The organism is Methanosarcina siciliae T4/M, assembly GCF_000970085.1.
Lineage (GTDB): Archaea > Halobacteriota > Methanosarcinia > Methanosarcinales > Methanosarcinaceae > Methanosarcina > Methanosarcina siciliae.
Genome location: NZ_CP009506.1, coordinates 2012283 through 2038868 on the forward strand (window position 1 = coordinate 2012283; position 26586 = coordinate 2038868).

Below are 26586 nucleotides of genomic sequence, written 5' to 3' on the forward strand. Positions count from 1 at the left end.
AGCATATTTTAACTCTAAAATTCACATATTATCAACTCTTTATAAGTTTTCTGTCCATAGTCTCTAACAATCAACTCTACTAACTCATACGAGAAATTGTTACGAAAAGAAAGGATATTCAGAAAAAAGGCATTATAATACGTTTTGTTGGAATATTTCATCAAAAAAGTGAGTTTATCAGGATGTTTACTTTACCCTCTGGATCAAGACAAAATAGTAAATATTTTATAATCCATTTTGAAACGTTTTAGATTTTTCCTTTCCTCACCTACCCTTACTTCGAACCTTAATTCTGCTCATTTAGGGAATAAGTTCAAGTTTAATTTCTTTTATATTTCACCAATCTTCTTAGAGGCTGTCTTAAAATTCAAATCACTTCTAAATTTGGATAGTTGGCATTGTTGATCTTAAGTTCACCCAGTAAATTAATTATATTTGACTTATTCGCTCGATGCATAATATAAATGCATTAGACATCATGGTTAAAATTTAAACTTTAGACACGCTCTGAGGTAAAACGATGATGAGAAAATATGAGGAAGAGATTTTTAGCGAAGTACTGTACTTGCATATAAGCAAACTTTTGATCACGGGGACTTTTCATCAGAACATGTCCAATTATATGAGGGAGCAGGACAAGTCAAGTGGCAAATCAAGTCTTTTTGGAGTAAAAATTAATAGGAGAAAGAAGATATATTCGAACATATCAAACTATAAAAAATAAAAAGTTTGAGAATTTTCCAACATGAACTTTAATTCCAAAAAAGGTTATGAAGAGGTCTAGTTTGGCTAAATAAAGGAAATTTTATCCTATTCGGGATTATTAAATTAATAGTATTAAATTATTAAATAATTAAGTCATTGGGGGTGAAAAAATGACAAAAAAGCAATTCGCAATCGCTGGTACCTTCTTACTTATAATAGCCCATGTATTCAGGCGATGGAAGCAGATGCAGAAATCTCTTATTTGGAAGGGATTTTTAAGCGAATCCATGCGGATGGAGAGTTATGGAGATTTATCGCGTTTCAAGAAATTGGTTTTTTGGGCGAGTTATCCTTTCTCTTATGCTAGATATTTGTATGATGTTGTATGGTATCGTATTGACAGATTGTATATTATATATTCGAAAGCAAGGGCAACTAACTAAGGATTGAATGCCAGAAAATTAGAACTTCTCAAAGCATAATGTATTCAGGGGTTAAAATCCCCTCAGTTTTTTGGGATTGGGATGAGCAAAATAGGAGTGAAACGGCATTAGTTCTAGCCGCTCATTCCTGAACCTGAATAAAAGGATGCCATTACTGTACTTACTTTTCTATTAACTACAGAATAAAAGCAGTAGGAATTGGACCCAGGAAAAGTGATCAAAAATGTCAGAAGTAAACTTTAATTCCAGGGCTTTTACGTATGCAAAAAATTCACTTGTTCAAAAGTCGGCTTCCGAAGTCCTTCTGAACCTGTTATCGATTCAACCCGGAGAAGATGTCCTTGACCTCTGCTGCGGACCGGGGCATATCACAAAAAAAATCGCGCAGATCACAGGAGGAAATGTGATGGGCATCGACATTTCTCAGGGTATGATAGAACAGGCAATAAGCTCCGGCCAGGAGTTTACGAATTTAACATATTCCGTAATGGATGCCGAAGATTTTGAGCTTCCTGTCAACTTTGATGTTATCGTCTGTAATTCGGCTTTCCAGTGGTTTCAAAAACCTGAACAGGCAATAACTCGCTGTTTTAATGCTCTCAAGCAGGAAGGCAGAATCGGGATACAGGCTCCGGCTACCCGGATGTATTGTCCTAACTTCGTTGCAGCGATAGAGAAAATACGTAACCATCCGGGTATACGAGAGATATTTAAAAGCTTTAAAAATCCGTGGTTTTTCCTCGAAAGTGAAGAAGAATATGAACAGCTATTCAGGAGTTGCGGATTTGATATTATTCATAGTGAAATTAGAAAAGAGTCGAATCTCTTCTCTCCTGAAGAAGCGTATAAGATTTATCAATCCGGAGCCGAAAACGGTTATTTGAACCAGGCATTTTATACGGAAACCCTGGACGAAGATTACATAAGTTCTTTCCGGAAAGTGGTTAAAGAAACTTTTGAAGAACAAACAGATGATTCAGGCATGATCGACTTAAAATTCAAAAGAATCTACCTAATAGCTAAAAAACAATGAATGCTAAAAGATAAAATAAACCATCTGTAAACCGTCCGGATGTGACCTGCTTGAACGTAAATTATGATTAATGTTTAAAATAATGTAGTTTGTCTATACCTTTTTTCCTTATCAAAATTCTCTTCTTTCCGGGAGTAATTTATAGCGTCCATGAGTTTATCAAGAAAACCTATCTGTCCTTTTCGTATTTTTTTCCTGGCCAGCTCAATATCGAACCAGCCTGCTTTGTCGACCTCCGGATACTCGTGTATTTTCCCGGAGTTTTTTGGCCACTCAAGCGTAAATGTATTACTTACGGTATTTATTATATCCAGGTCTTTTTCAAGAGCCCAAACATGAACTATTTTTCTATTAGGTTGATTTAACTCCCCCAGATCAATAAATTCGCCTTCAACCTCAAAACCCGTCTCTTCCCTAAATTCTCTTTTTGCCGTATCAAGAGGGGATTCATGCTCTTCGGGCAGCCCTTTGGGTATTGACCACACTCCATAGTCCTTTTTTGCCCAGATAGGCCCACCCGGATGAACCAGCATTACTTCGGGTCTCTCATTCCTGAACCTGAATAAAAGAATGCCATTGCTATATGTACTCATTTTTCTCCCCCCTATCCAGAACATTTTGATCCGGTTTTATAATCAAAGTTTCGGTGGCGCACCCCGCAGCAAGTTAGCGGGGTATTTGACTGAAATAAAGTTTTAAATGAAGTCATGGGGTTTGAAATTAATTGTATTTATAATATAATGATCATGATCATCATCGTATGCTGATATAAACAGCTGTTGACACATTACAACTGTTAAAAAGAAACGAAATCACATTATAAATTTTGTTTTGAATGATGTCACAGCATGTGGTATAAATTAAAAGAATAAAGAAAATTAACTGCGATATCGTCGTTGAATGATTGTGAATTATAGATAACTTCATTTCTTCATCTCTCGTTTTGACATCTCCAAGGAGATGGAGGCCCTCCTCAGATTGACCAGGATTCAAGAAGAATCTTTGATGAAACACTAGATGCTTACATATGACAGGCAGGAAGGTACAAACACCCAACCCACCCAATAAACCCCGCAAATCACCTGAAATTCAACCATATTTTAATGAACGAACATAAAACCGCAGTTTTGATTAGTGTTCATCTAGTGTTCATCATAATTAGGGTCATCACTCCTGTTTCCCAACAACGTGATTACAATTAGACCGACTAACCCGCCACCCAACATTGATATATACCACCAATGGCTGCGATTTTTATAGGTCAATACCCTCCACGCTGCTACCCAATACATAACCGCGAACCCGGACGTAATCAGGAGACCAATAAAAAACAATATTGCTGCAAACGATTCACTGATAGCCTCTACACAAAACATCGCCACGAGTGTTATTATCGTTACACCAATTGGTATAATAAATGCTTTAACAAGCATCTGATTTGGATTTTCTTTGTCATTATAGTTTATCATACTATCACCATACCCTGAAAACAGAATTTACGAAAATAAAAATTTAAAAATTTAACATTTATTTATTTATTTATTTATTTATTTATTTATTTATTTTTTCAATGAGAAATAAAACGGCCGTTAACCTCATATTTTCTACCACATTTACAGACCCGTTCGTTGGTAAACGCCAGATACATCTCTTCATCACAATATTTGCACTTCATTCATTTAACAACCAATTAAAAATGAAACCTCATGTATATGAATTTTTTTTAAATGTAGTATAATATATTACAATTTTTTTCTGAGCGATAAAATCATATGAAATAAATTTAAAACTACAAAGCATGTTACTTCATCTACGTTTTTTGAATAGTGAATTAAAAAAAGGCTTATTGAGGTTTATTTCCCAGCTAAGAACATCCAGAGTATTTACTAACCCCTATATATTACATAGATTCTTTTCAAGAGCCCATATATGAACTATTTTTCTATTAGGTTGATTTAACTCCCCCAGATCAATAAATTCGCCTTCAGCCTCAAAACCCGTCTCTTCTCTAAATTCTCTTTTTGCCGTATCAAGAGGGGATTCATGCTCTTCGGGCAGCCCTTTGGGTATTGACCACACTCCATAGTCCTTTTTTGCCCAGATAGGCCCACCCGGATGAACCAGCATTACTTCGAGTCTCTCATTCCTGAACCTGAATAAAAGAATGCCATTGCTATATGTACTCAATTTTCTCCCCCTCTCCAAAATGCTTTGGTCTTTCGGCTTTATAATAAACTCGTAGTGCTACCTTCTTAATGAAGATAGTAGCCGTTTAATAAGATCATGAATAGCCTTTAGCCTTATTTTTACCTGTGTCTTACACTGCGTCTTACAATCAGAACTGCTCCAAGCACTGCTCCAAACATCCAGAAGGAATTAATGAAAGGAATTCTTTTTGACTGGATCGTAGAACCGACCCCTGCTTGTTTACCTGCTGTTTCTTTATTATCTAATGCTTTGGTATCGCCTGTGTTATTACTGGTTTGATTTATTGTATTCAACAATTCTTTCAGGGTAACCGTTTCAGCAGGGGTTATAGCCTTCCCATCCTCGGTTAAGGTATATTTACCGCGGTAAAAATCCGTAACTATGAAGTGTTCAGGACCAATATCATTTGTATGCGAGTTAGTGTCTTTTCTCAGAAAGAGCAGAACCTTTTCGCCGGTGTTGAAACTTGGATCAGCATCTGTAGTCATGCTAAAATCCCCAACCGTCCCACCGGTGACTCTGACTATAAGCTCTCCGGATGATAACGGATTTTTCAGGTATTCATCAACACTTATCACGATGTCAGTGTAAATGATGTCTTCAGGATATTCAAATTTATTAAATAATTTAAGCGGTTTTTTTCCGTCTGCTGTGTTCCATCTGGGTGGAAGTATTTCTTTAACAGTACCAATTACAATCGTATCGGAGTAGTCTCTTAGCTCCTCATGGGTATACCATATGAAGTCTATACATATGTTAATACCAATGGGTTCATTGCTATTGTTCTTGAGTTCAGTATTATCGTTTGAAGAACTGGACAACGCTAAAGCATTTAATGTCAGCAAAGAAAGAGCCCCAACCAGGAAAATCCCATATTTTATAATATTTCTCACGGTTAGCCTCCGATTTCTGGAGTTAAAATCAGGTTTGACTTAATACATTTTACATAAATTGATGACTTATTGATAAATAGTTATAGGCTTTTTCTGGCCAGATTCACAAATTGGCTTTTTTAATCTCCTTTTCAACTCCATAATTCTCCCTTTCTTTGATTGTTAGAGATTATGGTCAGAAAACTTATAAGGAGTTAATAAAAATGAGTTTAAAGAGTTCAAGAAATCTACTTTGCTGCTGATAAAGGCTGAGAGCCTCAATCAAGATCGTCGAATATAACCCGGAAGCGTATATATTTTTGGGGTGATAGAATGGTTAAGAATGAAGGGTATAGAATGGTTAATAATACAGGGTATAGAATGTTCCGGATACTTCTTATTTTAATTCTGCTTTCGCAGTTTTCGAATGTAGCCGGTGCAGCAGCACCTGCAGAACAATGGAACAGGTCTTTTGGCGGAGATGGTGAAGATAGCTCCTGGTGTGTTCGACAGACTTCGGACGATGGGTATATCGTTGCAGGGATAAGCTCCTCATACGGCAAAGGTACGAAAGGCTATCCGGATGCCTGGCTTATCAAGGTTGATGAAAAGGGGAATCCGCAGTGGAATAAAACTTTCGGAGGGACGTATTTTGATGAGGGATACTTTGCCAGCCAGACCTCGGATGGCGGTTATGTGTTATCAGGCTATACGTTTCCTTCCGGCTATGCTGAACCCTGGCTGGTCAGGACCGACAGTAATGGAAATGAGATATGGAACAAGGTCTCAGATGAAATCACTCACGAGGATTACCTCAAATATAAGGCTGAACGTACCTCTGACGGGGGATACATAGTAGGGGATATGGTTGAGTATGAAATCGGAAGTTATTTCGCTGCGCTTCTGGTAGATTATGATATCCGGATTACTAAATACGATATAAACGGCAATCAACAATGGAATAGTACCTTTGGCAAAAACCAGAGTCTTGAAACGTTAAGTTCTGATTCTGTTAAGCAGACTCCCGACGGTGGATATGTAATTGCCAGCACAACCAGATCAAAGGACTCAAACAGTGACGATATCTGGCTTGTAAAAACCGATGAATATGGCCAGGAACAGTGGAATAAGACCTTCGGCGGGTCGAGGGATGATGCTGCAATCTCGATTTCGATGACTTCAGACGATGGTTATGTGCTGACCGGAAGGTATAATGATTCTTTTTCCTATGCCATAGATGGTTCTGCTTTCATACTTAATACGGACAGTGAAGGTAATCAGGAGTGGATGAAAGTATTTCCAAATTGCACGCTCTATTCCGGTCGGCAGACTTCAGACGGCGGGTACATAGCCGCAGGTGTTAAAAATGGGAATGCCTGGCTTGTCAAACTGGAAGGTGATGGAGAAGCCATTGACTGTGGGATTGGAAAAGGTGTTGAGTATAAGGACATAGCAGACAGCAACGTCAATTTGACAAAAAATAACATCTATGATATTTTTCCATGGGTTGTTTCCGTGAAACCATTTTAATAAATGGGTTTTTCTTCACTTTGGAATGAAAGTACTTGATTTGAAAAGTACTTTCATCGCTTTGTGCCTGTTATTCAGAGAATTTCAGGTGCATTTTTTCTCCCTTTCTCTTCACATACCTGAAAAAGATATGAATGACCCTACTTTTCTTCACCCTGTCCTGCAGTCACTTGATTCCAATGTTAAAAAATGACGAGAGCTGCATCTTTTTGCCCGCATTTCCAACTTTTTCTGATTTTTTCAAGACCGCTTTTGCACAGCAATGTCCATTTATTAGTAATCTATTAGCAATCCGTCCCCTACAGGATTAAATTATTTATACTATCGATTACACTAATAAAATACAATATATAAAAATTTAGTAGATATTTCATCTGAAATAAAATGAAATTTAGTTCATTGATGGTTAATATGAATATGAGGAGATCTGAAAAAAATGGCATTACTATGCAAAAAAAATAAGTTTCAATTTTTAACAATTGCATGTTTAATCATTCTTATTGCCAGTGGAACAGCAGCCTCTACACCTGTTGGACTGGTTCCACCTTCTCCACCGGCATTTTCAACCCTATACGTTGGAGGGGGCAGCGGTAATTATACAACTATCCAGGCTGCGGTAGACAATGCAAGTCCTGGAGATACGATAATTGTCTATCCGGGAACGTATACGGAGGTTATAGATGTTGATGTAGCAAACCTCACCATTCGTTCCCTTTCCGGAAATCCCGACGATACGATTGTAAGAACGTTTTCCCCGAGCCACAACTTCAAAGTAATTGCCAATAACGTGACCATCAGTGGATTCAATATTACCGGGGAAGGATACTATACGGGAGTTTTCATAACCGGGGTTTCAGGGGTTAATATAATCAATAACAAGTTTTCGGGGAACGACTGCGCTATTCAGATGGAGAGTTCCGGCGGATGCAACCTGATCAACAATACGGTTTCCGATTCTACCAGTTATGGCTTCTATCTCAGCTCTCCCAGCAACTGTCTTCTTGCCAACAACACAATTTCAAATACTGAGTATCAAGGCATCTATCTGTATTATTCAGGAAGCTGTGGCCTGACAGGCAACACGGTCTCGGATACTGGTTATGAAGGTATTTATCTCTCAAATTCTAGCAACTGTAATCTTGTCAACAACACAGTCTCAAACAGTGGTTATGATGGCATTTACCTGTATTATTCCGGCCGCTGTAATCTTACCGATAACATTGTTTCAGATAGTTATGACAATGGTATTACTCTGTATAGTTCGGAAAATTGCAATCTCTCCGGTAACACAATCTCAAACCCTTACGACGATGGCATCCTTCTTTATTATGCAGGAAGTTCCATTCTGACAAACAATACCGTTTCAAACTCGGATTATGGCATATATATTGAAGATTCTGACGGAACTGTCATGAGGAATAACACTGTAAGTTCAGGAGAATACGGACTCGAACTCGATAATGTCAAAAACTGTACTCTTGAAGACAATATTATGTCCGGAAATCGGTACAACTTCGGATTCAGTGTTGACGACTATGACCATTCCAACAACACCGGGAACATAATTGACACCAGCAATCTTGTCGACGGAAAACCGATTTACTTCCTTGAAGGGGAGCCAGATCCATCAATCGGAAGTAACGCAGGAGCAATCTATTGCATAAACTGCGGAAATGTTGAAATTAAGGATGTTGTGCTGCAGAACGTCACAAATGGGATTAGTCTGTATAACACGAGTGCAAATCTGGCCAACAACACCATAAACAACACAAAAATCGGAATCGGACTTGCATACTTGCAGGATGTCAGCATCTCGGACAGCAAGGTTAAGAATTCCAATTACGGAATTGGATTACAGTATACTGAGAATGTAACTATTGTTGACAATAGTGTCAGGAACTCCACATGTGGCGTTTACATGAACAATTCCGAAAGCTGTACGCTTAAGGGCAATTCTGTTCAGGATGCAACGGAAAGCTATGGACTTCTTTCTTCCAGAAACTCAGGACTTGTTCGCAGCGAGGAAAACAACCTCCTGACGGGAACTACCCTCTTTACATCGGAACTCGTACAGGCTCGGAGAGTCTATGGCTTTGGGATCTACTCTAGATATTGCCGGGGAATCAGGCTCGCGAACAATGCCGTTGACCGGGCAGGCTACAAAGGCATTTATTTTGAAGACTGTCAGGGTGCCGTGATTGCGCATAATTCGGTAAACGATGTCGGCTACCATGGTATTCACCTGTACAATTCAAGCAGTGTAGAATTTATTGATAATACGGTCAGGAATGTGACATTTACTTATGATAGGTTTACATCTGCAAATTCCCCTCTCGTCAGTTCCTCCCTTGTAAGCGATAGTCAGAAATCAGGATTTGGAATCTTTTTTGATGAGATACGGGACTTCAGACTCGAAGGCAACTACGTTGAAGACTCTTCTCAGGTCGTGGGCATTTGTCTCTATGAACCGGTGAATGCCACCCTTAAAAGCAACACTCTCGAAAACTGTAAGATTGGACTTGCAGTCCTCGATGGCTACAACTGCAGTGTAAGTGATTGTTCCGTAACTAATTGTAGTTCCGGAGGAATCCTGATTCAAAATTACCAGGCAGGCGAGGGAGCCGAATATACGGTAACAGGCTGTACTGTAGATGGAAGTGCCTTCGGGCTTCTGGTAACGGGAAAAAGCATCCTTGCCGATAATACTTTAACCGGCAATTCTTACGGCCTGGTGATCTATGATATGAATAACAGCCTGATCTACGGCAACACAATTGTTGAAAATAGCCTTGCAGGACTTGCTATAGATCTGGATCAGACGGAAATTTTCTCACGCATCGGACTTGAAGGGAGCATGGAAAAACCCGAGAGTGGAAATAACACCATCTACAACAACTACTTAAGCAACGTAAACAACACCCTCATCTACAGCGAGGCTAACAACAGCTGGAACACCAGCAAAACTTCAGGGGAAAGTATAGTTGGAGGCCCTTATCTCGGAGGTAACTACTGGGCAAACCCCAGCGGGACAGGCTTTTCCGAAAACTGCACGGACTCTGACAAAGACGGAATTGCCGATTCTTCCTATGAATTTGTAAACGGAACCTTTGACTATCTGCCCCTTACGGAAATTCCCTCCACGACAACAAAGCACAGAAGCTCTGCCAATTACATTCCCTCAAGTGGAAACAGTACCGGAGTCTCAGGTATTGACAGTGCCCAGAAAAGGGTTGTTGCGGGGTCCAAAACCAGCTTTAGCTTCAATAATCCTGTTTCCGGAATAATGGGGCTCAGTTTCACATCCCAGCTGTATTCCGGAAATGTTATTGTTAGGATTGAACTGCTTGAAGCCGATAGGTACGAAAAAACTCCCGAAAGCGCAATCTATCAGATGATGAATATCCTGGTAGGAAACGAACGGTTCGAAAGTGAAAACAATATTAATGCAGCATCCGTTAACTTCAGGGTCTCAAAGAGCTGGGTCGAAGAAAACAATATCGATGTCTCAACCATAACGATAAACAGGTTCAATGAAGACGAATGGAATGCTCTTCCGACAGAAATGACTTCTGAAGACGAAGAATACTACTATTTCACGGCAGAAACCCCGGGTTTATCCCGCTATGCTATTACAGGAGAAGAGCTCGGGACTGTGGTGATCACTCCGACTGAAGAAGAAGAACCCGTGACAATTACCGGTGAGGAGCAAACAACTGACAGAGATAAGAAAGCACCAGGATTTGAAAGTGCCTTTGTGATTTTTGGGATCCTTGCTTCAGAATTTCTTGCAAAGAAGAGAATCATGAAATAAGCACTCTGAAACATAACGAGATTAACAATTTGGAAAAGCAGGGAAGCACTTTACATTCCCTTCTTTTTTTCATTAATTTACGTACACTTTTTTCACTTTTTAACTGCTTTGTTTAGTAGTTGTCTTTTTTATCCAGGCAAGCCATTTTTTGGTCGTTTAAAATTTTTTAGTCGTTTTAGTGTATTAAAGATAAGAAATTTTTAAATTTTGAACCCCTACCCATATGACAGTTTTTTAAGTTTGATCAGCCTTACACATTCATGCTCATATATTAGCAAACAGGAGTTTGTATACTTAATTTATTTATGCAATAAATGCAGATGTAATGTGGAATCTTTAAGAATTTAGTACATGTTTTACCTGAAATAGAATTAAACTTAGGTTTCAAAAGAAATAATTCATGTGAGAGGTGACATTAATAAATGAACATATTTGCTAAAAAATGTTATTTGCGATTATTTACGATTACTATTTTTATAGCTCTTGTTTTGAATGGAATAATAGCCATCGGATCGGCAGCTCCCACGCTAATATATCCATCTGCTGATGAATATGTAACCCTGGATGCCAGCAACTCATTAACTTTTAATTGGACACAAGTTGATGGTGCCACAAATTACCATCTTGAAGTGTCCAGGTATCCTGACTTCCATACATTAACGAGGGATAGGACAACCACGAATACTTACTATTATGTGGCTGTAGAACAGAATGCTACATATTATTGGAGAGTGAGTGCATACGTGAACGGGGATTGGGAAAACCCCAGTAACTACGGCGTATTCTACACATTTGAGGAACCAGAACCGCCAGCTCCCACGCTAATATATCCATCTGCTGATGAATATGTAACCCTGGATGCCAGCAACTCATTAACTTTTAATTGGACACAAGTTGATGGTGCCACAAATTACCATCTTGAAGTGTCCAGGTATCCTGACTTCCATACATTAACGAGGGATAGGACAACCACGAATACTTACTATTATGTGGCTGTAGAACAGAATGCCACCTATTATTGGAGAGTGAGTGCATACGTGAACGGGGACTGGGAAAACCCCAGTAACTACGGCGTATTCTACACTTTTGAGGAACCAGAACCGCCAGCTTCCACGTTAATATATCCATCTGCTGATGAATATGTAACCCTGGATGCCAGCAACTCATTAACTTTTAATTGGACACAAGTTGATGGTGCCACAAATTACCATCTTGAAGTGTCCAGGTATCCTGACTTCCATACATTAACGAGGGATAGGACAACCACGAATACTTACTATTATGTGGCTGTAGAACAGAATGCCACCTATTATTGGAGAGTGAGTGCATACGTGAACGGGGACTGGGAAAACCCCAGTAATTACAGCGTATTCTACACATTTGAGGAACCAGGGACAGGAAACTTAACTTATTTGACAATTGGACCGTCCGGATGTAACTATACAGTTGACGGTGATGATGATCAGGTGCAGATAAATCAAGCACTCGCTGCAGTAGATGCACTGGGCGGTGGAGTAGTCGAACTCGTAGGTCCTTTTACTTATGATATTACGGGAACTATTCTCATTGGAGATGATACTACACTGATTAGTACGACGGGCGCAGTCATTAGGTTGAATGATGATTGCATGTGGAACTCCATGGTGCCTGTGATTGGTCAGTTGGATAGTACTTATACGGCAACCCATGACGTAGAGATCTGTGGCCTGGAATTCGATTGTAATGAAGCAAACCTTACACACCTTGGAACTTACGACAGCAATAACCTAGAAAGAAAATGGGGTAAGGGTTTCTACAATACAATCTATATCAGAGGAGGGACTTCAGAAGCAAACTTTGCATACAACATCTCAATCCATGATAACCACTTCTATGATGGCATGGGAGATTCGGCAAGAATTTTCAATGCAAAAAACTTCACATACTATGCAAACGAAGCGGAGAATATGCAGCATGCTACCGTCTACTGTGCTCAGGTCTTAGGAGCAGACATCTATGATAATGAGATCGAGCATATTACCAATGCAGGTATAAGGTTCGACAACTCAGAAGATGCAATCATCCACGACAACATCCTAAGAGACTACACAGGCACAACCAGTGCACCCAAGTATGGTAGTGAAGGTATTCAGATCGGTAATCAGGATGCCATCAGCCGACTGACCAACAATATCACCATCTACGACAACGATATCCAAGGCGGACTTGATGCTATCCAGCTGATGGATGCATTAGGCACAGCTGGAACAACTGCCCAGACAGTCCTCATCTACAACAACACAATCCACAATAGTGGGATATGTACCTGGGCAAAGTACAATGGTGCTATCTCAGTCTGGAATTGGGGCAATGGATTAACCATCTACCACAACCAGATCAACGACTCCTACGGAGCAGGTATCCTGGTCTACAACGCTTACTCAGGTTGTACAATGGACGTGTACGAGAACAACATAGTAGGCGTCTACGACACACTTGCTACCAACCCAACATACCAGTTAGGTGTTACCGGGTATGGTATTCTCAACTACATAGGATCTGCCTACATGGATGTAAATGCCACCAGTAACTACATAACAGGATGTAGCACAGGAGCATACTACGGAGTGACTCCAACTTCCACGGCATCCGAACCTAATGTCTGGTAAGAGGAAGAATGAAGGTACTGATAAGGCATACTTCACCTTTGATGTTACCTCAGGAGCGGCACCTTTAACAGTCAACTTTACAGATGCGTCAACTAATTCCACTGTCTATGAGTGGACTATAGTGAGAGAAGGTGCCGACTTTACAGGAGTCTCCTATGAACAGAACCCCACCTATAGATTCGGTGAATCAGGTAACTATACAGTCACACTTGATACAGACACCGACTCTTATAATATAACTATAACAGTAACCGGGCCATAAGAAGAAAAGTTCAATGTATTATCATCGAGGATGATGAGCTGGTTATCCGTATAGGCGGATTTACTTTATCTGAACTTTCGATCCTTGATGGCTTATTCTGATCATCCCATTCTCGATAGGTTGAATAGGTGATTAAATTTGGGAGCAATAACTTCTTTGCTCTCTTCTCTTTTTTTAAGCTTTTATCTAACAGTTCTAATTCTAGTTTTACCGAAACTATTGTCTAGACAGCAACTGTTGAGTAGGAGCTTACCTGGGAGGCAACTATTGGGCAAACCCCAAAGGGAAAGGCTTTTCCGAAAACCTTACGGATGCCTATAAGGACGGAATTGCAGACTCTTCATATGAAATCAAAAATGGGACCTTTGATTATTTGCCCCTACAATTGTCCCCACTTCCACAACCAAACATAACAGCTCTATCAGCTACTTTCCATCGAGTGTAAGTTCCGAAGTCACAGGTATTGACACTGCCCAGAAAAGGGTTGCTACAGGAAGCCAGGCTACCTTCGGATTCAATAATCCTGTTTTCTGGATACTGGGCCTGATTAATCGGCTATTTACTAAGAATATCCGAAAGCGATCCTTTTGTTTTACGATATCACAGACGTGTTTATTGAAAACTGCTACTTCATACCAGTTTTGTCGCTGGTTCTTTTTCCGTCTTTAGATCTGTTTATATTCTTCATACAACTATTTTATGAAGAGATTCCTATTTGTGGAGTCAGCTAGACTTGATAAATTAACGTATTTTTCTAAGCTTTTATATAATTTAATGTGAAAGTAACATACAGTTGAATCAAATTCACAATTGAATCCCTGTTCAATTAAACCAAATTCCTGAAAAAAGGATGTAAACTTTTGAATTCCCTAACGATTTTTTATTGTGATCCCCCATGAAAGATAAGAACAACCGTTATATTCCGAACCCGAGGGAATTCGCTCAGGAAATTGCAGAGGAGACCCGGATGCTTCGCCATGAAATCACTGGCGGAATAATGAGCATTTATTACCCTCTGGATTTCAGGCGCAACAATTCCCTGAAAAATCTGAGTAACCAGCTCCGTGATTTGCTTGAGAAGAAACTCTGGCTAAAGATTCTCATAGGCATGGGACTCGGCATCTTTCTGGGACTATTTCTCGGACCTTTTGGAGGGTACGTCGATCCCGCTTATGCGGAGGTCATAAGTGAATGGATTGCCATTCCGGGCTATATTTTCCTCGGGCTTCTGAAAATGATTGTGGTCCCTCTCGTTTTTGCCTCCATTATCCTTGGGGTGGCTTCAAGCCAGAGCATGAGCGCCCTAAAAAAGACGGGGGTTTCAACAGCTATTTATTTCGTAATTACAACTGCAATCGCAGCTGCTATCGGGCTTGGAATGGCGCTTTACATCCATCCCGGGCAGTTTATAAGCGGGGACCTTATTGAGAGTGCAGTGGGAAGTGATGTTCAGGTAGATACATCTGCTTTGAATTTCGATACTTCGATTCTGACCCTCCCCGCATCGCTTATCGGGGGGCTTCTCCCTTCGAATCCCCTCGGAGCTCTGGCTAGTGGGGAAATGCTGCAGGTTGTGATCGTTGCAATAATCATAGGTATTGCTCTTGTGTCTCTGAATAAGGAACAGTCAGCTCCGATGATCGGTGTACTCAACTCCGTGCAGGCTGTCTGTATGACTGTGGTCAGATGGAGCATGAGTCTTGCCCCTATCGCAGTTTTCGGGCTTCTCACCAAGTTTACTATCAAACTGGGAATAGAAGCCCTGCTCGGAATGATGGTATATGTGGGCACCGTACTTGCAAGCCTGCTGCTCCTCATGTGCCTGAACCTCCTTATTGTCACCGTTGTTGCAAGGTATAATCCCTTTAAGTTCCTTAAAGCCGTAAGAGATGTTATGCTCCTTGCTTTTTCCACGTCCAGTTCGGCTGCAGTTATGCCCTTTTCTATCAAGACCGCAGAAGAAAAGTTAGGGGTAAAACCTTCGATCTCACAGTTCGTAGTCCCTCTTGGAGCCACGGTAAATATGAACGGGACTGCGCTTTATCAGGGCGTAGCTACGGTCTTTCTGGCTGAAGTCTTCGGGATAGAGCTAGGGCCTTTCCAGCTCCTTGTAGTAATGGTTATGGCTGTTGCAGCATCCATTGGTACACCTTCGATTCCGGGGGTGGGAATTGTTGTCCTTGCCCTGATTCTCAACAGCGTAGGGATTCCTACAAGTGGGATAGCCCTCATAATGGGAGTTGACAGAATACTTGATATGAGCAGGACCGCGGTGAATGTAGCAGGCGACCTTGTGGCATGCAAAGTTATGAATCGTCTGGATGGAGGAAAAAAAGCTGAACAAAAGGCCAGTGAAATAGCTGAGGTAAAAGTTGAGAAAGTCTCGGAAGAAAAAATAGAGGATAAAGCTAGGGCAAATAAAGATATTACAGCATCTGAAAGTTCAAAGGCTTAACTTCTCAAAAAATCCTTTTTTCTAACTTCATCTTAAGCTTTTTCTGCCCTGAATACCCTGGAAAATAATTTCAGGGTTTTTTAACAGGGCTTTAAAGTGGATTTAAAGGCTCTGAGGCTTCAACAGCTTCAGAGGGCCTTAACTCCTCTTTTTTCCACATACATTTCAATTGCTTTTTTAACCCTTTCTTCTTCGAGCTTTCCTGTAGTGGAGGCTGTCTCAAAAAATCTTTTCGGAAGAGTAAGATTTTCGTACCTGAACCCGAATTTTTTCTTTAATTCGTACTTTTTCCTGAAGATGTCCATTCCAAGTTCTTTGAGTTCTTCTTCGGTCCTTTCTATCCCTATACATTTCAGGGCCTGAACCATGTTTTCGTATGTATAGACATTTCTGGCAAAGAGACAGGCAACCATGCAGTTCAGGATGCTGCGGCGGTCTTCTTCATCGATAATGTAGTCAACAATTTTTTCATCCGTTGTCGGCTGGTTGAACGCTTTCTGGTCTGCGGAATAACCTGCGCTATCCAGGTGGGAGTGTCGGGCTCCAACCGAAAGCCCGAGCATGTTTCCAAGCCCTGTGTGGTAGCCGGGAATCTCGAGACCCCCCAGGCGGATAGCAAAATCTTCTCCCCCGTATTTTTTGGAGGCATAATCCACTCCTTTTCCAAGGTCTGCATAAAATTCGTTAGGGGCCTGGACTACAAGCTCTATTGCCCTGAGGTATGTTGCTTTGTCACCCCAGGAAAATTTGAGTCCCAGGGTCTCGTTGGTGGAAATCTTCCCGCGCTGCTGCATCTCCGTAACCCAGGCAAGTATGACTCCCATGCTGATTATATCCACCCCGGTTTTTTCACAGGCATCGATCAACTCGAGCACGGCCTCGGGGTCAGTAACGCCAAGATTAGAACCAAGAGCGTAGATTAATTCAAAGTCGTAGGAAATGTTGAGGGTTTCATATTCGTGAGCTTGTGAGAACTGACGCTTCAACATGGCTACATGGACGCAGCCTATGGGACATCCGGCGCACGAAACCCTGCGGATCAGGTACTTTTCTGCAAAGTTCTCTCCCGAGATGCCTTCTACCCCTTCGATTGAGGTTGCCTGCAGGTTTCGTGTTGGGAGTCCTTTGAGTTCGTTTAAGACCAGGATATTTTCGCTTGTGCCAAGGTTATGGTATTTTTCCATCAGCCCGGTTTTTACAATCGTTTCGTAAAGGTTTCCGTACATTTTTTTGTATGCATTGTGGTCTGGGCTTTTAAGTTCCTGGTGTCCTGCAACAAGAAGAGCCTTGAGTTTCTTTGCCCCGAAAACTGTCCCGAGCCCCAGGCGCCCGAAGTGCCTGTAGGTATCCACGTTTACACTTGCATACGTGACTCCTTTCTCCCCTGCAGGCCCGATCCTGATAATGCTGCGCCTTCCTGCACCGGGCTCTACCCTGCGGAGGATCTGCCCCACATCAATTGCAGAAGAGAGGCTCCATATGGAAGATGCGTCCCTAAATGCAACCTTGTCATCGTGTACCGTCACATACACAGGATACCTGGAAGAACCTTTGATAACAATTGTTTCAAATCCTGCATAACGCAGGGACATTGCAAGGTGCCCTCCCGCATAAGACTCTCCTAGTTCTCCGTTAAGGGGAGAACGGAACAGTGCAACTGTTTTGGTACAGGTGGGATACACGCCTGAGAGGGGACCGGTGCTGAGGATTACCGGCATTTCGGGGTCAAGAGGTTCTGTACCTTCTTTATATTCTTCGAGCATGAGGTTTGTGGCAACTCCTATGCCTCCGAGGTATTTTTCATAGAGGTCCGGTCTTTCCTCAATGTGATAAGTCTGATTGGTCAGGTCGATGTATAGTACGTTTTTAAGACCCGGAATAGCGTACTGTTCTGTTGTCATTTTTTCACCTCGGGCTCTTTTTTCCCGTAAAGCTCCTTATGGGAAGCTGTAGGGCTTTCAGGACTCGTATCTTCAACCGGGCTCGTATCCGTGACTTTCAACTCTCCGCTATCTTCGACCTCGATCATTTCAAGGACATCATGCGGGCAAAACTTTGTGCAGACTCCGCAGTGCTTGCAAATGACTGCTTTTTTTTCCGCATCCAGATGAATTGCCCCGACTATGCAGGCTTCGATACAGTTTCCGCATCCGTCACAGATTTCCTTGTTAAGAGTAACGCCTCCCCCTTTCCTTTTGGTCAACGCACCAAGAGGGCAGGCTCTCATGCACGGAGGGTCAACACAGGCGTGACAGACAATCATAGAATACGCAGTTTCGATTCCGCCACGAGTCTGGATGTTAATTCTGCTGTTTTTCAAAGATATGGTATCGTACCAGGTCCTTGCACAGGCCATCATACAGGAATAGCAGCCTATGCAGCGGGCCGGGTTTGCAACCTTTAGCCTTTTTGCCATTGTGCTCCCACTCTGGATTCCCTTTTATGAAAACTAGGTTTCCTCGGTTTATATAATATAGCATTGAAATGAAGCATCGACCAGACCCCGGATTTATCGGGAATCTAAAAAACAGCAAGGGTTTCCTGTCCAGAATAGCTGCTTTGAAAAAACTTCTTATTTGAATGTAAATAGAAAAGTCTTTATTGTCTGCTAACCTAAGTAGGATAGTGGATTCCGGTTTGTTGAATCGTCGAACAAATAGTTATCGGAGATATTTGGTCTGGATGATTCGCATGCAACAAGATGAAATGATACAGCACAACAAAATGATGCAGCAAAACAAATTAATAATCGGTACGTTTGGCGTACTTTTTATTTTGTTAACGCTGATCAGTTTGTATTGGATCTGACGGTACTGGATCAACCTTAATTCCCTCGTGGCAAAGGGATTGGAGTCCATCAGGAAGCGAGAATCAATTCTTGAAGAAAAAGCTTTCTTCAAGGCACACCTGATATTGTTTCCCGTAAAGTTCAGATCCAAAAAATCTTTGCAGAAATGGAACCTGTGTTTTCTTTTGGTTCCGACCAATGCCTGAAGTTCATCCTGGTCCTCAGGGAGTCCAAGGTGCCCTTGGTTTTTCCTGAAAGGCTTACAGGTTGATAATCGTTCCAGCTTATGGCCGGCCCGGCAGAGGACGTTGTAGAAAAATGGCCCTGGCCAAAAAAAGCGGAATATGACTCACATACACTTTATGCCAGGTCCGGAAGAGAAACCCCGGGAAGAAGACGTTGTGGTAAAAGGGGTTTGAAAGGCCTGGAGAAAGGTGAAAGACAGGAAGTGCAGGGTGTGTGAACCTGCAAAAGAGTAATCGTTGAGAGGCCCTGGACGACGAGGGGAACTAGAAGGGAAACTTATTTTCCTCGGTTTCAGGGTTACTTTTTTTCGAACAAATTATTTCCGGAGTTATCTTTATTTCAAAAGGAATTCACTTTTTTTCGACTGGTAAATTTCAGGATCTCTTTTTTTGTACATTATTTTTCCATAGAAACTGGTTAAGGCTTTCAACACTGGAAATAACAGCTTACTCTACTCCTTCACTGGTTTTGACTGTACAAATTAATTTTGTGGCAAATTAAAATGGAAAGCTATTTATCCTGATTTAACATAAATAATACTGAAGATTCTTATTTTTATAATTACAAATTCACTATCGGAGATTTTTAAAAATCTCTATATGGAAGGTCTCCCATGCAGCAGAACAATGTGATAGTTTGCACGTATACCCTGATGTTTTTGTTAGTTGTGGCTATCGCCATGCTGTTGGTATAAAACTAACTCCCATGGTGTTTTAACGACAGTTTCCGGCATGTCCTGAAATCGACAACGAGAAAAGAGTTGGCCTGATATTTTTTGGGGCCTGTTCCTGAAGGTACTTTATTTCTCAATTGACTTCTTTATTTTTTGCATTCACTTTTGGTTGAGGACATACTTCAGTAAGTAATTGTTTTTTCAAGGTTGTCCAGCAGCCTGAACATTAATTGTTCGGATTCTTTAAGAAGATCAGGCCTGTTCAGCATTTCATCTTCTTTCTGGATGTATCTGCCTTCAACGAGTTCATCCCTGCAGTTTTCAATTACGTTTCCGATTGTCTCGTTACTCATTTCCAGATGAAACTGCAGCCCTACTACTCTGTTTTCATAAGTGAACCCCTGGTTTTTGCAGGCTTCGCTTTCAAAGAGCTTCTTTGCCCCTCCCGGCAGGCTGAAGGTGTCCCCATGCCAGTGAAACGCAAGGAATTTTTCAGGGATACCTTCGAGGAGCGGGATTTCGGCTTTTTCGGTCCTTTCCGCAAATACCGGGAACCACCCTATCTCTTTAGAGTCATTCTTAAATACTTCCGCCTTCAGGATATCAGCCAGCAGCTGGGCTCCAAGGCAAATCCCAAGTACTGCTTTTCTTCCTGCAATGGCTTTTTCGAGAAAGGCTTTTTCTTCCCTCAGCCAGGGATATTTTTCATACTCATAAATATTCATGGGCCCTCCCATGACTATGAGGAGGTCGAAAGTATCGATTTCCGGGAAGCTTTCGTTTTCGTATAAGTGGGTAGTTGACAGGAAATGATTTTTCCGTTCTATCCATTCGGTAATGGTCCCGGGAGTTTCAAAATTTACGTGCCGGATGCAGTGGATTTTCACGTTGAATTCCTTCTGTTTGATATGTTGTTTACTAAAAATTAGTCAAGTAAGGAAATATATAATAATTTGTAAGCTTGTTCTGACCTGAAATAAATTTTAGAAGTTTACATCCAAAGCCAAGAAGTTCAAACCCAAGATAGAATACTTAATTTTTCATAATATTTTCGCAGTCGTCTTTCATTTTTCTTTTTGCCTTTACCGATCAAAAAGCTCGGATAGATTCTTTAATATCCTTATGCACGGATATTGTGAAAACTCTTTTACTTCTGTTGTTCCCGTGGTAACTGCCACAAAATCAACATTTGCTGCCAATGCTGTTTTGGCATCTACCAGACTATCTCCGATATACAGCACGTTATTTTGCCGCGAGTTAAGGCTGTCAATTGCAAGTAGAAGGCCTTCAGGAGATGGTTTTGGTGCTTTAACATCCTCTCCCCCAACAATAATGTCTACAAGGTCTGAAATGCCGTAAGTATTTAAGGTCTCCATGATCCTGTAGTGGTATTTTGTAGTTACGATCCCCGTATTGAGTCCATCACGTTTTAACTGCCTCAGTGTGCTAATCGTGTCGTCAAAAAGCACGGTATTTTTCGACATGACTTCATCGGCTTTTTCCTTAAATAATATTTTAAAACGATTTCTAAGGGCTTTATCCTCATTCGCCGTCAGCTGTACGAACGCCTCATCCAGTGATAAACCCACAGTCCTTTTTATGCTTTCAATGTCATAGCTAGCAAGGTCCAGCTCACTAAAAGCGTGGTTAAAACTCGATACAATACCATCCGTTGCGTCGGCAAGTGTATAGTCAAAATCAAAAATTACGGTGTTATATTTCATTTCTTACACTCGGGGTTCTTCGGTACTGAAACAGCATATTTTACAGCATATTTTCTTCCAGAAATTAAGATTTTAATGACCTTTATCAAGCAGGCTATTAGTTATAAATACTATTTTTCCTCTATACTACCTGCAGAAGGAGAGACATGAAGACAACTCCTGTTGAGCATGATGTTGATCATAAATTACATATAAAAATAATTCCACATATATCCAATGTTTTAAGTACTTCATTACGTTTTAGAACATAATTTTTGTTAAGATATTCCTAACACATATGAAATCCTATCTGTTATGAGTCGAGATTATACGGTACATGAACTTCCTTAACTGAAAACTTGATTCACTGGAAAAAATAGAGGTAGTTTAGGGAATGAAAAAGTATGATGTAATTATTGTCGGGGCTGGAGTAAGCGGGCTTCTGGCTGCGCTGACTCTTTCCAAACATGGGAAGAAGGTCCTTGTTCTTGAGAAAGAACGGCATCTTGGGGGAAACTGCAACAGCTATATGGTAGATGGATATCAGGTGGATACAGGAGCACATGCAATAACCCATCTGATTGAAGGTCCACTTCCAAGGCTGATGGATAACTACTTTGATTTTTTGCCTGTATTTGAGGACTACGGGCACTACTATGTCAGGACTGAAAATTCTTTTACCAAAGTCCCTTCGAACCTGAAGGATTTCGTGACCTTTGACGCGCTTCCGAGAAAGGACAGGCTTATTCTGTCCCAGACCCTTACGAAAGCCCTTACACTTTCCTCTTTCGGAATAGATCTTTCGGACCAGTCTGTGTATGATTTCCTCCCGAAAAACCTGTGTAAAGACACCTATGATTTCGTGGACACGATCTCAGGTTTCCTTTCGGGAAAGTCGATGAAAGAGACCTCTGCCCAGCGTATTCTTTCTGGCAGCAGCTTTGTCAGGGATAGCATTACACAGGAGCAGTTTGATGCCATGATCGGAAAGCTGGAGGCAAAAAAGCGGCAGTCAACCGAGTCAATCCTCGCTTCAGTGCTCCAGTACCATCTCCATGCTTCTCTTCAGTCCCGAATGGACAGAGTTGCCCAGCCCTTTGCCTCGCTTGAAAGACTTGCTACAAACAAGGTAAACTATTCCCAGGGCTATCCGAGAAAAGGGTTGAAGGCTCTGTTGAATGCCATCCTTTATTCCCTTCCTGACACGGTAGAAATAAAATCTGAGTGCGAAGTAAAAAGTATCCTGGTACAGGATGGAAAGATCTCGGGCGTGGAGGCTGACGAAATATATCCGGCGGATCTTGTTATCCATACAGGTTTTGCAACCGATCTTCCAAGGCTTGTAAAGGACCTGCCATCGGATTATAAAGAAGAGCTTAAAGGAATCGTGCATACAAAAAGTCTGACAATCTGGCTTGGCCTGAAAGAAGAACTCCCTGAATTCAACTATACGGGCTCGGAAATCTGGTTTAAAGACTTTGCCTACTGGGCAATGCCCATAAGCAATTATGACCCGTCCCTTGCCCCAAAGGATAAACAGCTGGTAGGTTTTTCCTTTGTGATAGATGATGATCAGACCGAAGAGCACGAACTCAAAAAAGCCTATGACACCATTTTCCGTGCCCTTCCAAATATAGAAAAATACATCGATATGCAGCACGAGCAGATTATGGTGCCCGAAAAAGCCGCCGTCACAATTAACGGCAAATTCGCGGATATCCGGACTCCGATCAAAAACCTCTACATCGCAGGCACGGATACGGACAAACGCAGCATGGGGATTACCAGGGCATCTTACTCGATAATTGAGCTATTAAAGATTCTCAATGAAGATGGAAATCTCCATTAAGCACCAGATTCAAATTAAAAATCGAAATTCCCCTATTTACTTCCTTTTTTCTTTTTTTCATGTCCTTTAGGTCCTTTACTCTCTTTTCATTTCTTTATTCATCCATTCTGATTTCAGCAAAACTTATACAGGCAGCCAGCCTAATGATAAAATAGAACGAAAAGAAGTTCCGAATCATGAGCTGACCCGGAATACATTTAATCTTATAATTCCGGTTTCTGGTGGTTGATAAAATGTCTTCTGAAAAAGTGCCTGAAAAAGGTTCGAATCCTGATTTTGAACCTCCCTGGTTTTATGCAGCTGATGAAAGCAGCCTGAAAGAAGGAAAGCTTCTGCATGTTGAACCCGGGGGAAGAAATGTCTTACTCCTTAAGACCGAAGGAGAGATCCATGCTTTTACAAACGTCTGCCCTCATGCAAGGTGCCCTATGGATAGGGGAAGACTGGAAGAATTTACGCTATCATGCCTCTGTCATGGCAGGAGGTTTGATGTAAGGACAGGGGAGTGCCTCAATGATTCACTGCAGTTAAAACGGTATGATTGGAAACTTGAGAGCGGAAAGATTGGGGTGAAAATCGAATAAAAGCGGAACATGGCTGAGAGCGAAAAACAAATACTGATCTTGACAGGGGTCTTTGTCTCGAAAACATGAATCGAGAATCTGTTAATACAGGATTTGTCAGTTAAAAAATCATATCTGCGGGTTAAAAACTACATTAGTAACAGGAGGAGACAGGATTAACGGAAATTCAGATATTAAAGGAATTTTGAGCCTTTTTTTCGGACTGATCAGTGTATTTCTTGCTCTTTCTTTCTGGTTCGGGATTGGTAGCCTGTTCTTTACGTCCTTTGCAATACCTTTCGCCCTTGCAGGTATTGTCCTTGCCAGGTCCCGTCTCAAAAAAAGTCCAGACTCAACAGCAAAAGCAGGGTTGACAGCAAGTGTGTTTGGTTTTCTGTTGAATCTGGCATCATTCGTTCTGTTTCTTGTCTTTTTCAGATAAGCCCTGCTCTCATATTTTTTACTTTGAATTGAAATTGCTTTCTACTGAAGGCTTTTTATTTTTCTATTGAATATTATTTTTCAAAAGGATTTATTCGGATTTCATTTAAAGTTCTACCAAATATTATTTATATTTAAACCTTTTTTTTAAATTTTTCTTTAAAAAATTATATATATTAGTATTATTTGAGAGAAAGTTATTTATAAGTTAAATAGGTAAGAAGATTCCGTCAACCGGCAAACAGGGCAGGTTTCCTGTACCGGACGAAAGTCATAAAACAGAAAGAAGTGATGATGGGATGAAAAATACCGAAATTTTTGAAAAACTAACCAACGCGATCGTAACTCAAAACATCGCAGGCTGTGTACAGTTAACCCAGGAAGCTCTGGATGCAGGAATTCCGCCTATTGACATTATCACAAAGGGTCTCTCCCCTGGTATGAAGATCATCGGAGATAAGTTCGAAGCCGCAGAGATCTTTCTGCCTCAGATCATGATGTCTGCAAAAGCCATGAGCAGTGCAATGGAAATACTTACTCCAGAACTTGAAAAGAACAAAGTAGAAGGAGAAGAAACCGGACTTGCAATCACCTTCGTTGCAGAAGGAGATATCCACGACATCGGACACCGCCTTGTTACCACCATGTTAGGGGCAAACGGGTTTGAGATCCTTGACCTCGGAACCGACGTCCTCAACGAAAACGTTGTGGAAGAGGCTGAAAAGCACAAAGGGCAAAAGGTTATCCTTGTTGGCTCGGCCCTTATGACAACCTCAATGCTCGGCCAGAAAGACCTCATGGACAGGCTCAGGGAAGAAAACCTCAGGGACAGCGTAAAGTGCATGTTCGGAGGAGCTCCCGTATCCGGTAAATGGATCGAGGAGATAGGGGCGGACGCCACAGCAGAAAACGCTGCCGAAGCTGCAAAAGTTGCACTTAACATAATGAAATAATCCTGGGAGGCAAAAGCACATGACATTCAGAAAATCATTTGACTGCTATGACTTCTACGACAGGGCAAAAGTAGGAGAAAAGTGCACCCAGGACGACTGGGACCTTATGAAAATCCCCATGAAGGCAATGGAGCTCAAGCAGAAGTACGGGCTTGACTTCAAGGGAGAATTCGTCCCCACTGACAGGGACATGATGGAAAAGCTCTTCCAGGCAGGATTCGAGATGCTCCTCGAGTGCGGTATCTACTGTACCGATACCCACAGGATAGTGAAATACACAGAAGATGAGATATGGGACGCAATCAACAATGTCCAGAAGGAGTTCACCCTCGGAACCGGCAGAGACGCAGTAAACGTAAAGAAGAGAAGCGTAGGGGACAAGAGAAAGCCAATTGTACAGGGCGGACCTACAGGCTCTCCGATTTCCGAAGAGGTTTTCATGCCAGTCCACCTGAGCTACGCCCTTGAAAAGGAAGTAGACACAATCGTCAACGGTGTGATGACCTCAGTCCGCGGGAAACCTCCGGTCCCAAAAAGCCCGTATGAGGTCCTTGCAGCAAAGACAGAAACCAGACTTATTAAACAGGCATGTGCAATGGCTGGAAGGCCTGGCATGGCTGTCTAGGGCCCAGAGACCTCCCTGTCCGCTCAGGGGAACATTTCCGCCGACTGCGCTGGCGGGATGCAGAGCACGGACAGCCATGAGGTCTCGCAACTCAACGAACTTAAAATCGACCTGGACGCAATAGCCGTTATTGCCCACTACAATGCAAACAGCGACATAATTATGGACGAACAGATGCCGATCTTCGGAGGATACGCAGGCGGTATCGAAGAAACCACAATTGTCGACGTTGCAACCCACATCAACGCCTTTGTCATGAGCAATGCAAGCTGGCACCTGGACGGGCCGGTCCACATCCGATGGGGTTCAACCAACACCAGGGAAACCCTCGCAATCGCAGGATGGGCATGCGCAACCATCTCCGAATTTACGGATATGCTCTCAGGAAACCAGTACTACCCATGTGCAGGGCCCTGTACCGAGATGTGCCTCCTCGAGGCTTCAGCCCAGTCCATTACTGACACAGCATCAGGAAGAGAAATTCTCTCGGGTGTTGCATCCGCAAAGGGTGTCGTAACTGACAAGACCACGGGCATGGAAGCCAGAATGATGGGAGAAGTAGCAAGGGCAACTGCAGGTGTGGAAATCTCAGAGGTAAACAAAATCCTCGACAAGCTTGTTGCACTCTACGAGAAGAACTATGCAAGCGCTCCGGCTGGAAAGACTTTCCAGGAGTGCTACGACGTAAAGACAGTGACCCCGACTGAAGAGTACGTGCAGGTCTATGACGGAGCAAGGAAGAAGCTAGAAGAACTGGGACTTGTATTCTAACCCGAAA

18 protein-coding genes and 1 pseudogene are annotated in these 26586 nt (G+C 41.8%); 12 read left to right on the top strand and 7 right to left on the bottom strand.

Translation table 11 applies throughout. The features are described from left to right. Positions 1 to 1371 precede the first annotated feature (1371 nt). Positions 1372 to 2181 carry a methyltransferase domain-containing protein gene (locus MSSIT_RS08565; protein ID WP_048171658.1) on the top strand — a complete coding sequence of 270 codons (810 nt, stop codon included), beginning with the start codon at positions 1372 to 1374 and terminating at the stop codon, positions 2179 to 2181. A gap of 74 nt (positions 2182 to 2255) precedes the next feature. Here MSSIT_RS08565 and MSSIT_RS08570 read toward each other — a convergent pair whose 3' ends face one another. The 3 genes from MSSIT_RS08570 to MSSIT_RS24010 form a co-directional block, all read right to left on the bottom strand. Beyond that, entirely contained in the window at positions 2256 to 2774 is a 519-nt protein-coding gene (locus MSSIT_RS08570) for an NUDIX domain-containing protein (protein WP_048174619.1), read from the bottom strand. Positions 2775 to 4074: 1300 nt separating this feature from the next. Continuing rightward, positions 4075 to 4368 carry an NUDIX domain-containing protein gene (locus tag MSSIT_RS08580; protein WP_231590482.1) on the bottom strand — a complete coding sequence of 98 codons (294 nt, stop codon included), beginning with the start codon at positions 4366 to 4368 and terminating at the stop codon, positions 4075 to 4077. A gap of 119 nt (positions 4369 to 4487) precedes the next feature. Further along, on the bottom strand, positions 4488 to 5282 hold the full coding sequence (locus MSSIT_RS24010) for a hypothetical protein (RefSeq protein WP_197080349.1): 795 nt from the start codon (positions 5280 to 5282) through the stop codon (positions 4488 to 4490). A 312-nt stretch (positions 5283 to 5594) separates the two neighbouring features. Here MSSIT_RS24010 and MSSIT_RS08590 point away from each other — a divergent pair, with 312 nt between their 5' ends. The 5 genes from MSSIT_RS08590 to MSSIT_RS08610 all read left to right on the top strand — a co-directional run bounded on the left by MSSIT_RS08590 (position 5595) and on the right by MSSIT_RS08610 (position 15967). Continuing rightward, a complete protein-coding gene (locus MSSIT_RS08590; protein ID WP_048171659.1) occupies positions 5595 to 6791 on the top strand; it encodes a hypothetical protein in 1197 nt (398 codons plus the stop codon). Positions 6792 to 7227: 436 nt separating this feature from the next. Beyond that, positions 7228 to 10602 (top strand): NosD domain-containing protein, encoded by a 3375-nt coding sequence (locus MSSIT_RS08595; protein ID WP_082088923.1) that lies wholly within the window; start codon positions 7228 to 7230, stop codon positions 10600 to 10602. A 1412-nt stretch (positions 10603 to 12014) separates the two neighbouring features. Beyond that, positions 12015 to 13250: a right-handed parallel beta-helix repeat-containing protein gene (locus MSSIT_RS24015; protein ID WP_231590483.1), complete on the top strand. Its 1236-nt coding sequence runs from the start codon at positions 12015 to 12017 to the stop codon at positions 13248 to 13250. Then, entirely contained in the window at positions 13240 to 13512 is a 273-nt protein-coding gene (locus tag MSSIT_RS08605; protein WP_048171662.1) for a hypothetical protein, read from the top strand. The genes MSSIT_RS24015 and MSSIT_RS08605 overlap by 11 nt, the downstream gene beginning before the upstream one ends. 895 nt (positions 13513 to 14407) lie before the next feature. Beyond that, complete coding sequence (locus MSSIT_RS08610) at positions 14408 to 15967, top strand: dicarboxylate/amino acid:cation symporter (protein WP_269430818.1); 1560 nt, start codon at positions 14408 to 14410, stop codon at positions 15965 to 15967. Positions 15968 to 16095: 128 nt separating this feature from the next. On the opposite strand, the gene MSSIT_RS08615 is transcribed toward MSSIT_RS08610, so the two are convergent. Further along, entirely contained in the window at positions 16096 to 17868 is a 1773-nt protein-coding gene (locus tag MSSIT_RS08615; RefSeq protein WP_048171664.1) for an aldehyde ferredoxin oxidoreductase family protein, read from the bottom strand. Beyond that, a complete protein-coding gene (locus MSSIT_RS08620) occupies positions 17865 to 18383 on the bottom strand; it encodes a 4Fe-4S binding protein (RefSeq protein ID WP_048171665.1) in 519 nt (172 codons plus the stop codon). The genes MSSIT_RS08615 and MSSIT_RS08620 overlap by 4 nt, the downstream gene beginning before the upstream one ends. 658 nt (positions 18384 to 19041) lie before the next feature. Between MSSIT_RS08620 and MSSIT_RS23070 the strand changes: the two genes are divergently transcribed. Further along, positions 19042 to 19218 (top strand): hypothetical protein, encoded by a 177-nt coding sequence (locus MSSIT_RS23070; protein WP_156158825.1) that lies wholly within the window; start codon positions 19042 to 19044, stop codon positions 19216 to 19218. A gap of 638 nt (positions 19219 to 19856) precedes the next feature. On the opposite strand, the gene MSSIT_RS08625 is transcribed toward MSSIT_RS23070, so the two are convergent. Then, entirely contained in the window at positions 19857 to 20561 is a 705-nt protein-coding gene (locus MSSIT_RS08625) for a type 1 glutamine amidotransferase (RefSeq protein WP_048171667.1), read from the bottom strand. Positions 20562 to 20756: 195 nt separating this feature from the next. Next, positions 20757 to 21398, bottom strand: a complete 642-nt coding sequence (locus MSSIT_RS08630) for an HAD family hydrolase (protein WP_048171669.1) — start codon at positions 21396 to 21398, stop codon at positions 20757 to 20759. A gap of 373 nt (positions 21399 to 21771) precedes the next feature. Here MSSIT_RS08630 and MSSIT_RS08635 point away from each other — a divergent pair, with 373 nt between their 5' ends. The 5 genes and pseudogenes from MSSIT_RS08635 to MSSIT_RS23080 all read left to right on the top strand — a co-directional run bounded on the left by MSSIT_RS08635 (position 21772) and on the right by MSSIT_RS23080 (position 26579). Continuing rightward, the gene (locus MSSIT_RS08635; RefSeq protein WP_048171670.1) at positions 21772 to 23226 is read left to right on the top strand and encodes a phytoene desaturase family protein; all 1455 of its coding nucleotides are present in this window, start codon (positions 21772 to 21774) and stop codon (positions 23224 to 23226) included. 233 nt (positions 23227 to 23459) lie between these two features. Next, positions 23460 to 23810 carry a Rieske (2Fe-2S) protein gene (locus MSSIT_RS08640; protein ID WP_048171672.1) on the top strand — a complete coding sequence of 117 codons (351 nt, stop codon included), beginning with the start codon at positions 23460 to 23462 and terminating at the stop codon, positions 23808 to 23810. Between the two features lie 184 nt (positions 23811 to 23994). Further along, positions 23995 to 24231: a hypothetical protein gene (locus MSSIT_RS23075; protein WP_048171673.1), complete on the top strand. Its 237-nt coding sequence runs from the start codon at positions 23995 to 23997 to the stop codon at positions 24229 to 24231. 298 nt (positions 24232 to 24529) lie between these two features. Then, entirely contained in the window at positions 24530 to 25183 is a 654-nt protein-coding gene (locus MSSIT_RS08650) for a methyltransferase cognate corrinoid protein (protein ID WP_048171675.1), read from the top strand. Positions 25184 to 25202: 19 nt separating this feature from the next. After that, positions 25203 to 26579, top strand: a pseudogene (locus MSSIT_RS23080) (monomethylamine:corrinoid methyltransferase). Positions 26580 to 26586: the final 7 nt, after the last annotated feature.

Coding starts and splice junctions, on each gene's coding strand:
- MSSIT_RS08615 (WP_048171664.1), bottom strand. CDS start 17,868: ATGACAACAGAACAGTACGCTATTCCGGGTCTTAAAAACGTACTATAC.
- MSSIT_RS08630 (WP_048171669.1), bottom strand. CDS start 21,398: ATGAAATATAACACCGTAATTTTTGATTTTGACTATACACTTGCCGAC.
- MSSIT_RS08635 (WP_048171670.1), top strand. CDS start 21,772: ATGAAAAAGTATGATGTAATTATTGTCGGGGCTGGAGTAAGCGGGCTT.
- MSSIT_RS08595 (WP_082088923.1), top strand. CDS start 7,228: ATGGCATTACTATGCAAAAAAAATAAGTTTCAATTTTTAACAATTGCA.
- MSSIT_RS08565 (WP_048171658.1), top strand. CDS start 1,372: ATGTCAGAAGTAAACTTTAATTCCAGGGCTTTTACGTATGCAAAAAAT.
- MSSIT_RS08570 (WP_048174619.1), bottom strand. CDS start 2,774: ATGAGTACATATAGCAATGGCATTCTTTTATTCAGGTTCAGGAATGAG.
- MSSIT_RS08650 (WP_048171675.1), top strand. CDS start 24,530: ATGAAAAATACCGAAATTTTTGAAAAACTAACCAACGCGATCGTAACT.
- MSSIT_RS23070 (WP_156158825.1), top strand. CDS start 19,042: ATGGCCGGCCCGGCAGAGGACGTTGTAGAAAAATGGCCCTGGCCAAAA.
- MSSIT_RS08605 (WP_048171662.1), top strand. CDS start 13,240: ATGTCTGGTAAGAGGAAGAATGAAGGTACTGATAAGGCATACTTCACC.
- MSSIT_RS08620 (WP_048171665.1), bottom strand. CDS start 18,383: ATGGCAAAAAGGCTAAAGGTTGCAAACCCGGCCCGCTGCATAGGCTGC.
- MSSIT_RS08610 (WP_269430818.1), top strand. CDS start 14,408: ATGAAAGATAAGAACAACCGTTATATTCCGAACCCGAGGGAATTCGCT.
- MSSIT_RS08590 (WP_048171659.1), top strand. CDS start 5,595: ATGGTTAAGAATGAAGGGTATAGAATGGTTAATAATACAGGGTATAGA.
- MSSIT_RS08640 (WP_048171672.1), top strand. CDS start 23,460: ATGTCTTCTGAAAAAGTGCCTGAAAAAGGTTCGAATCCTGATTTTGAA.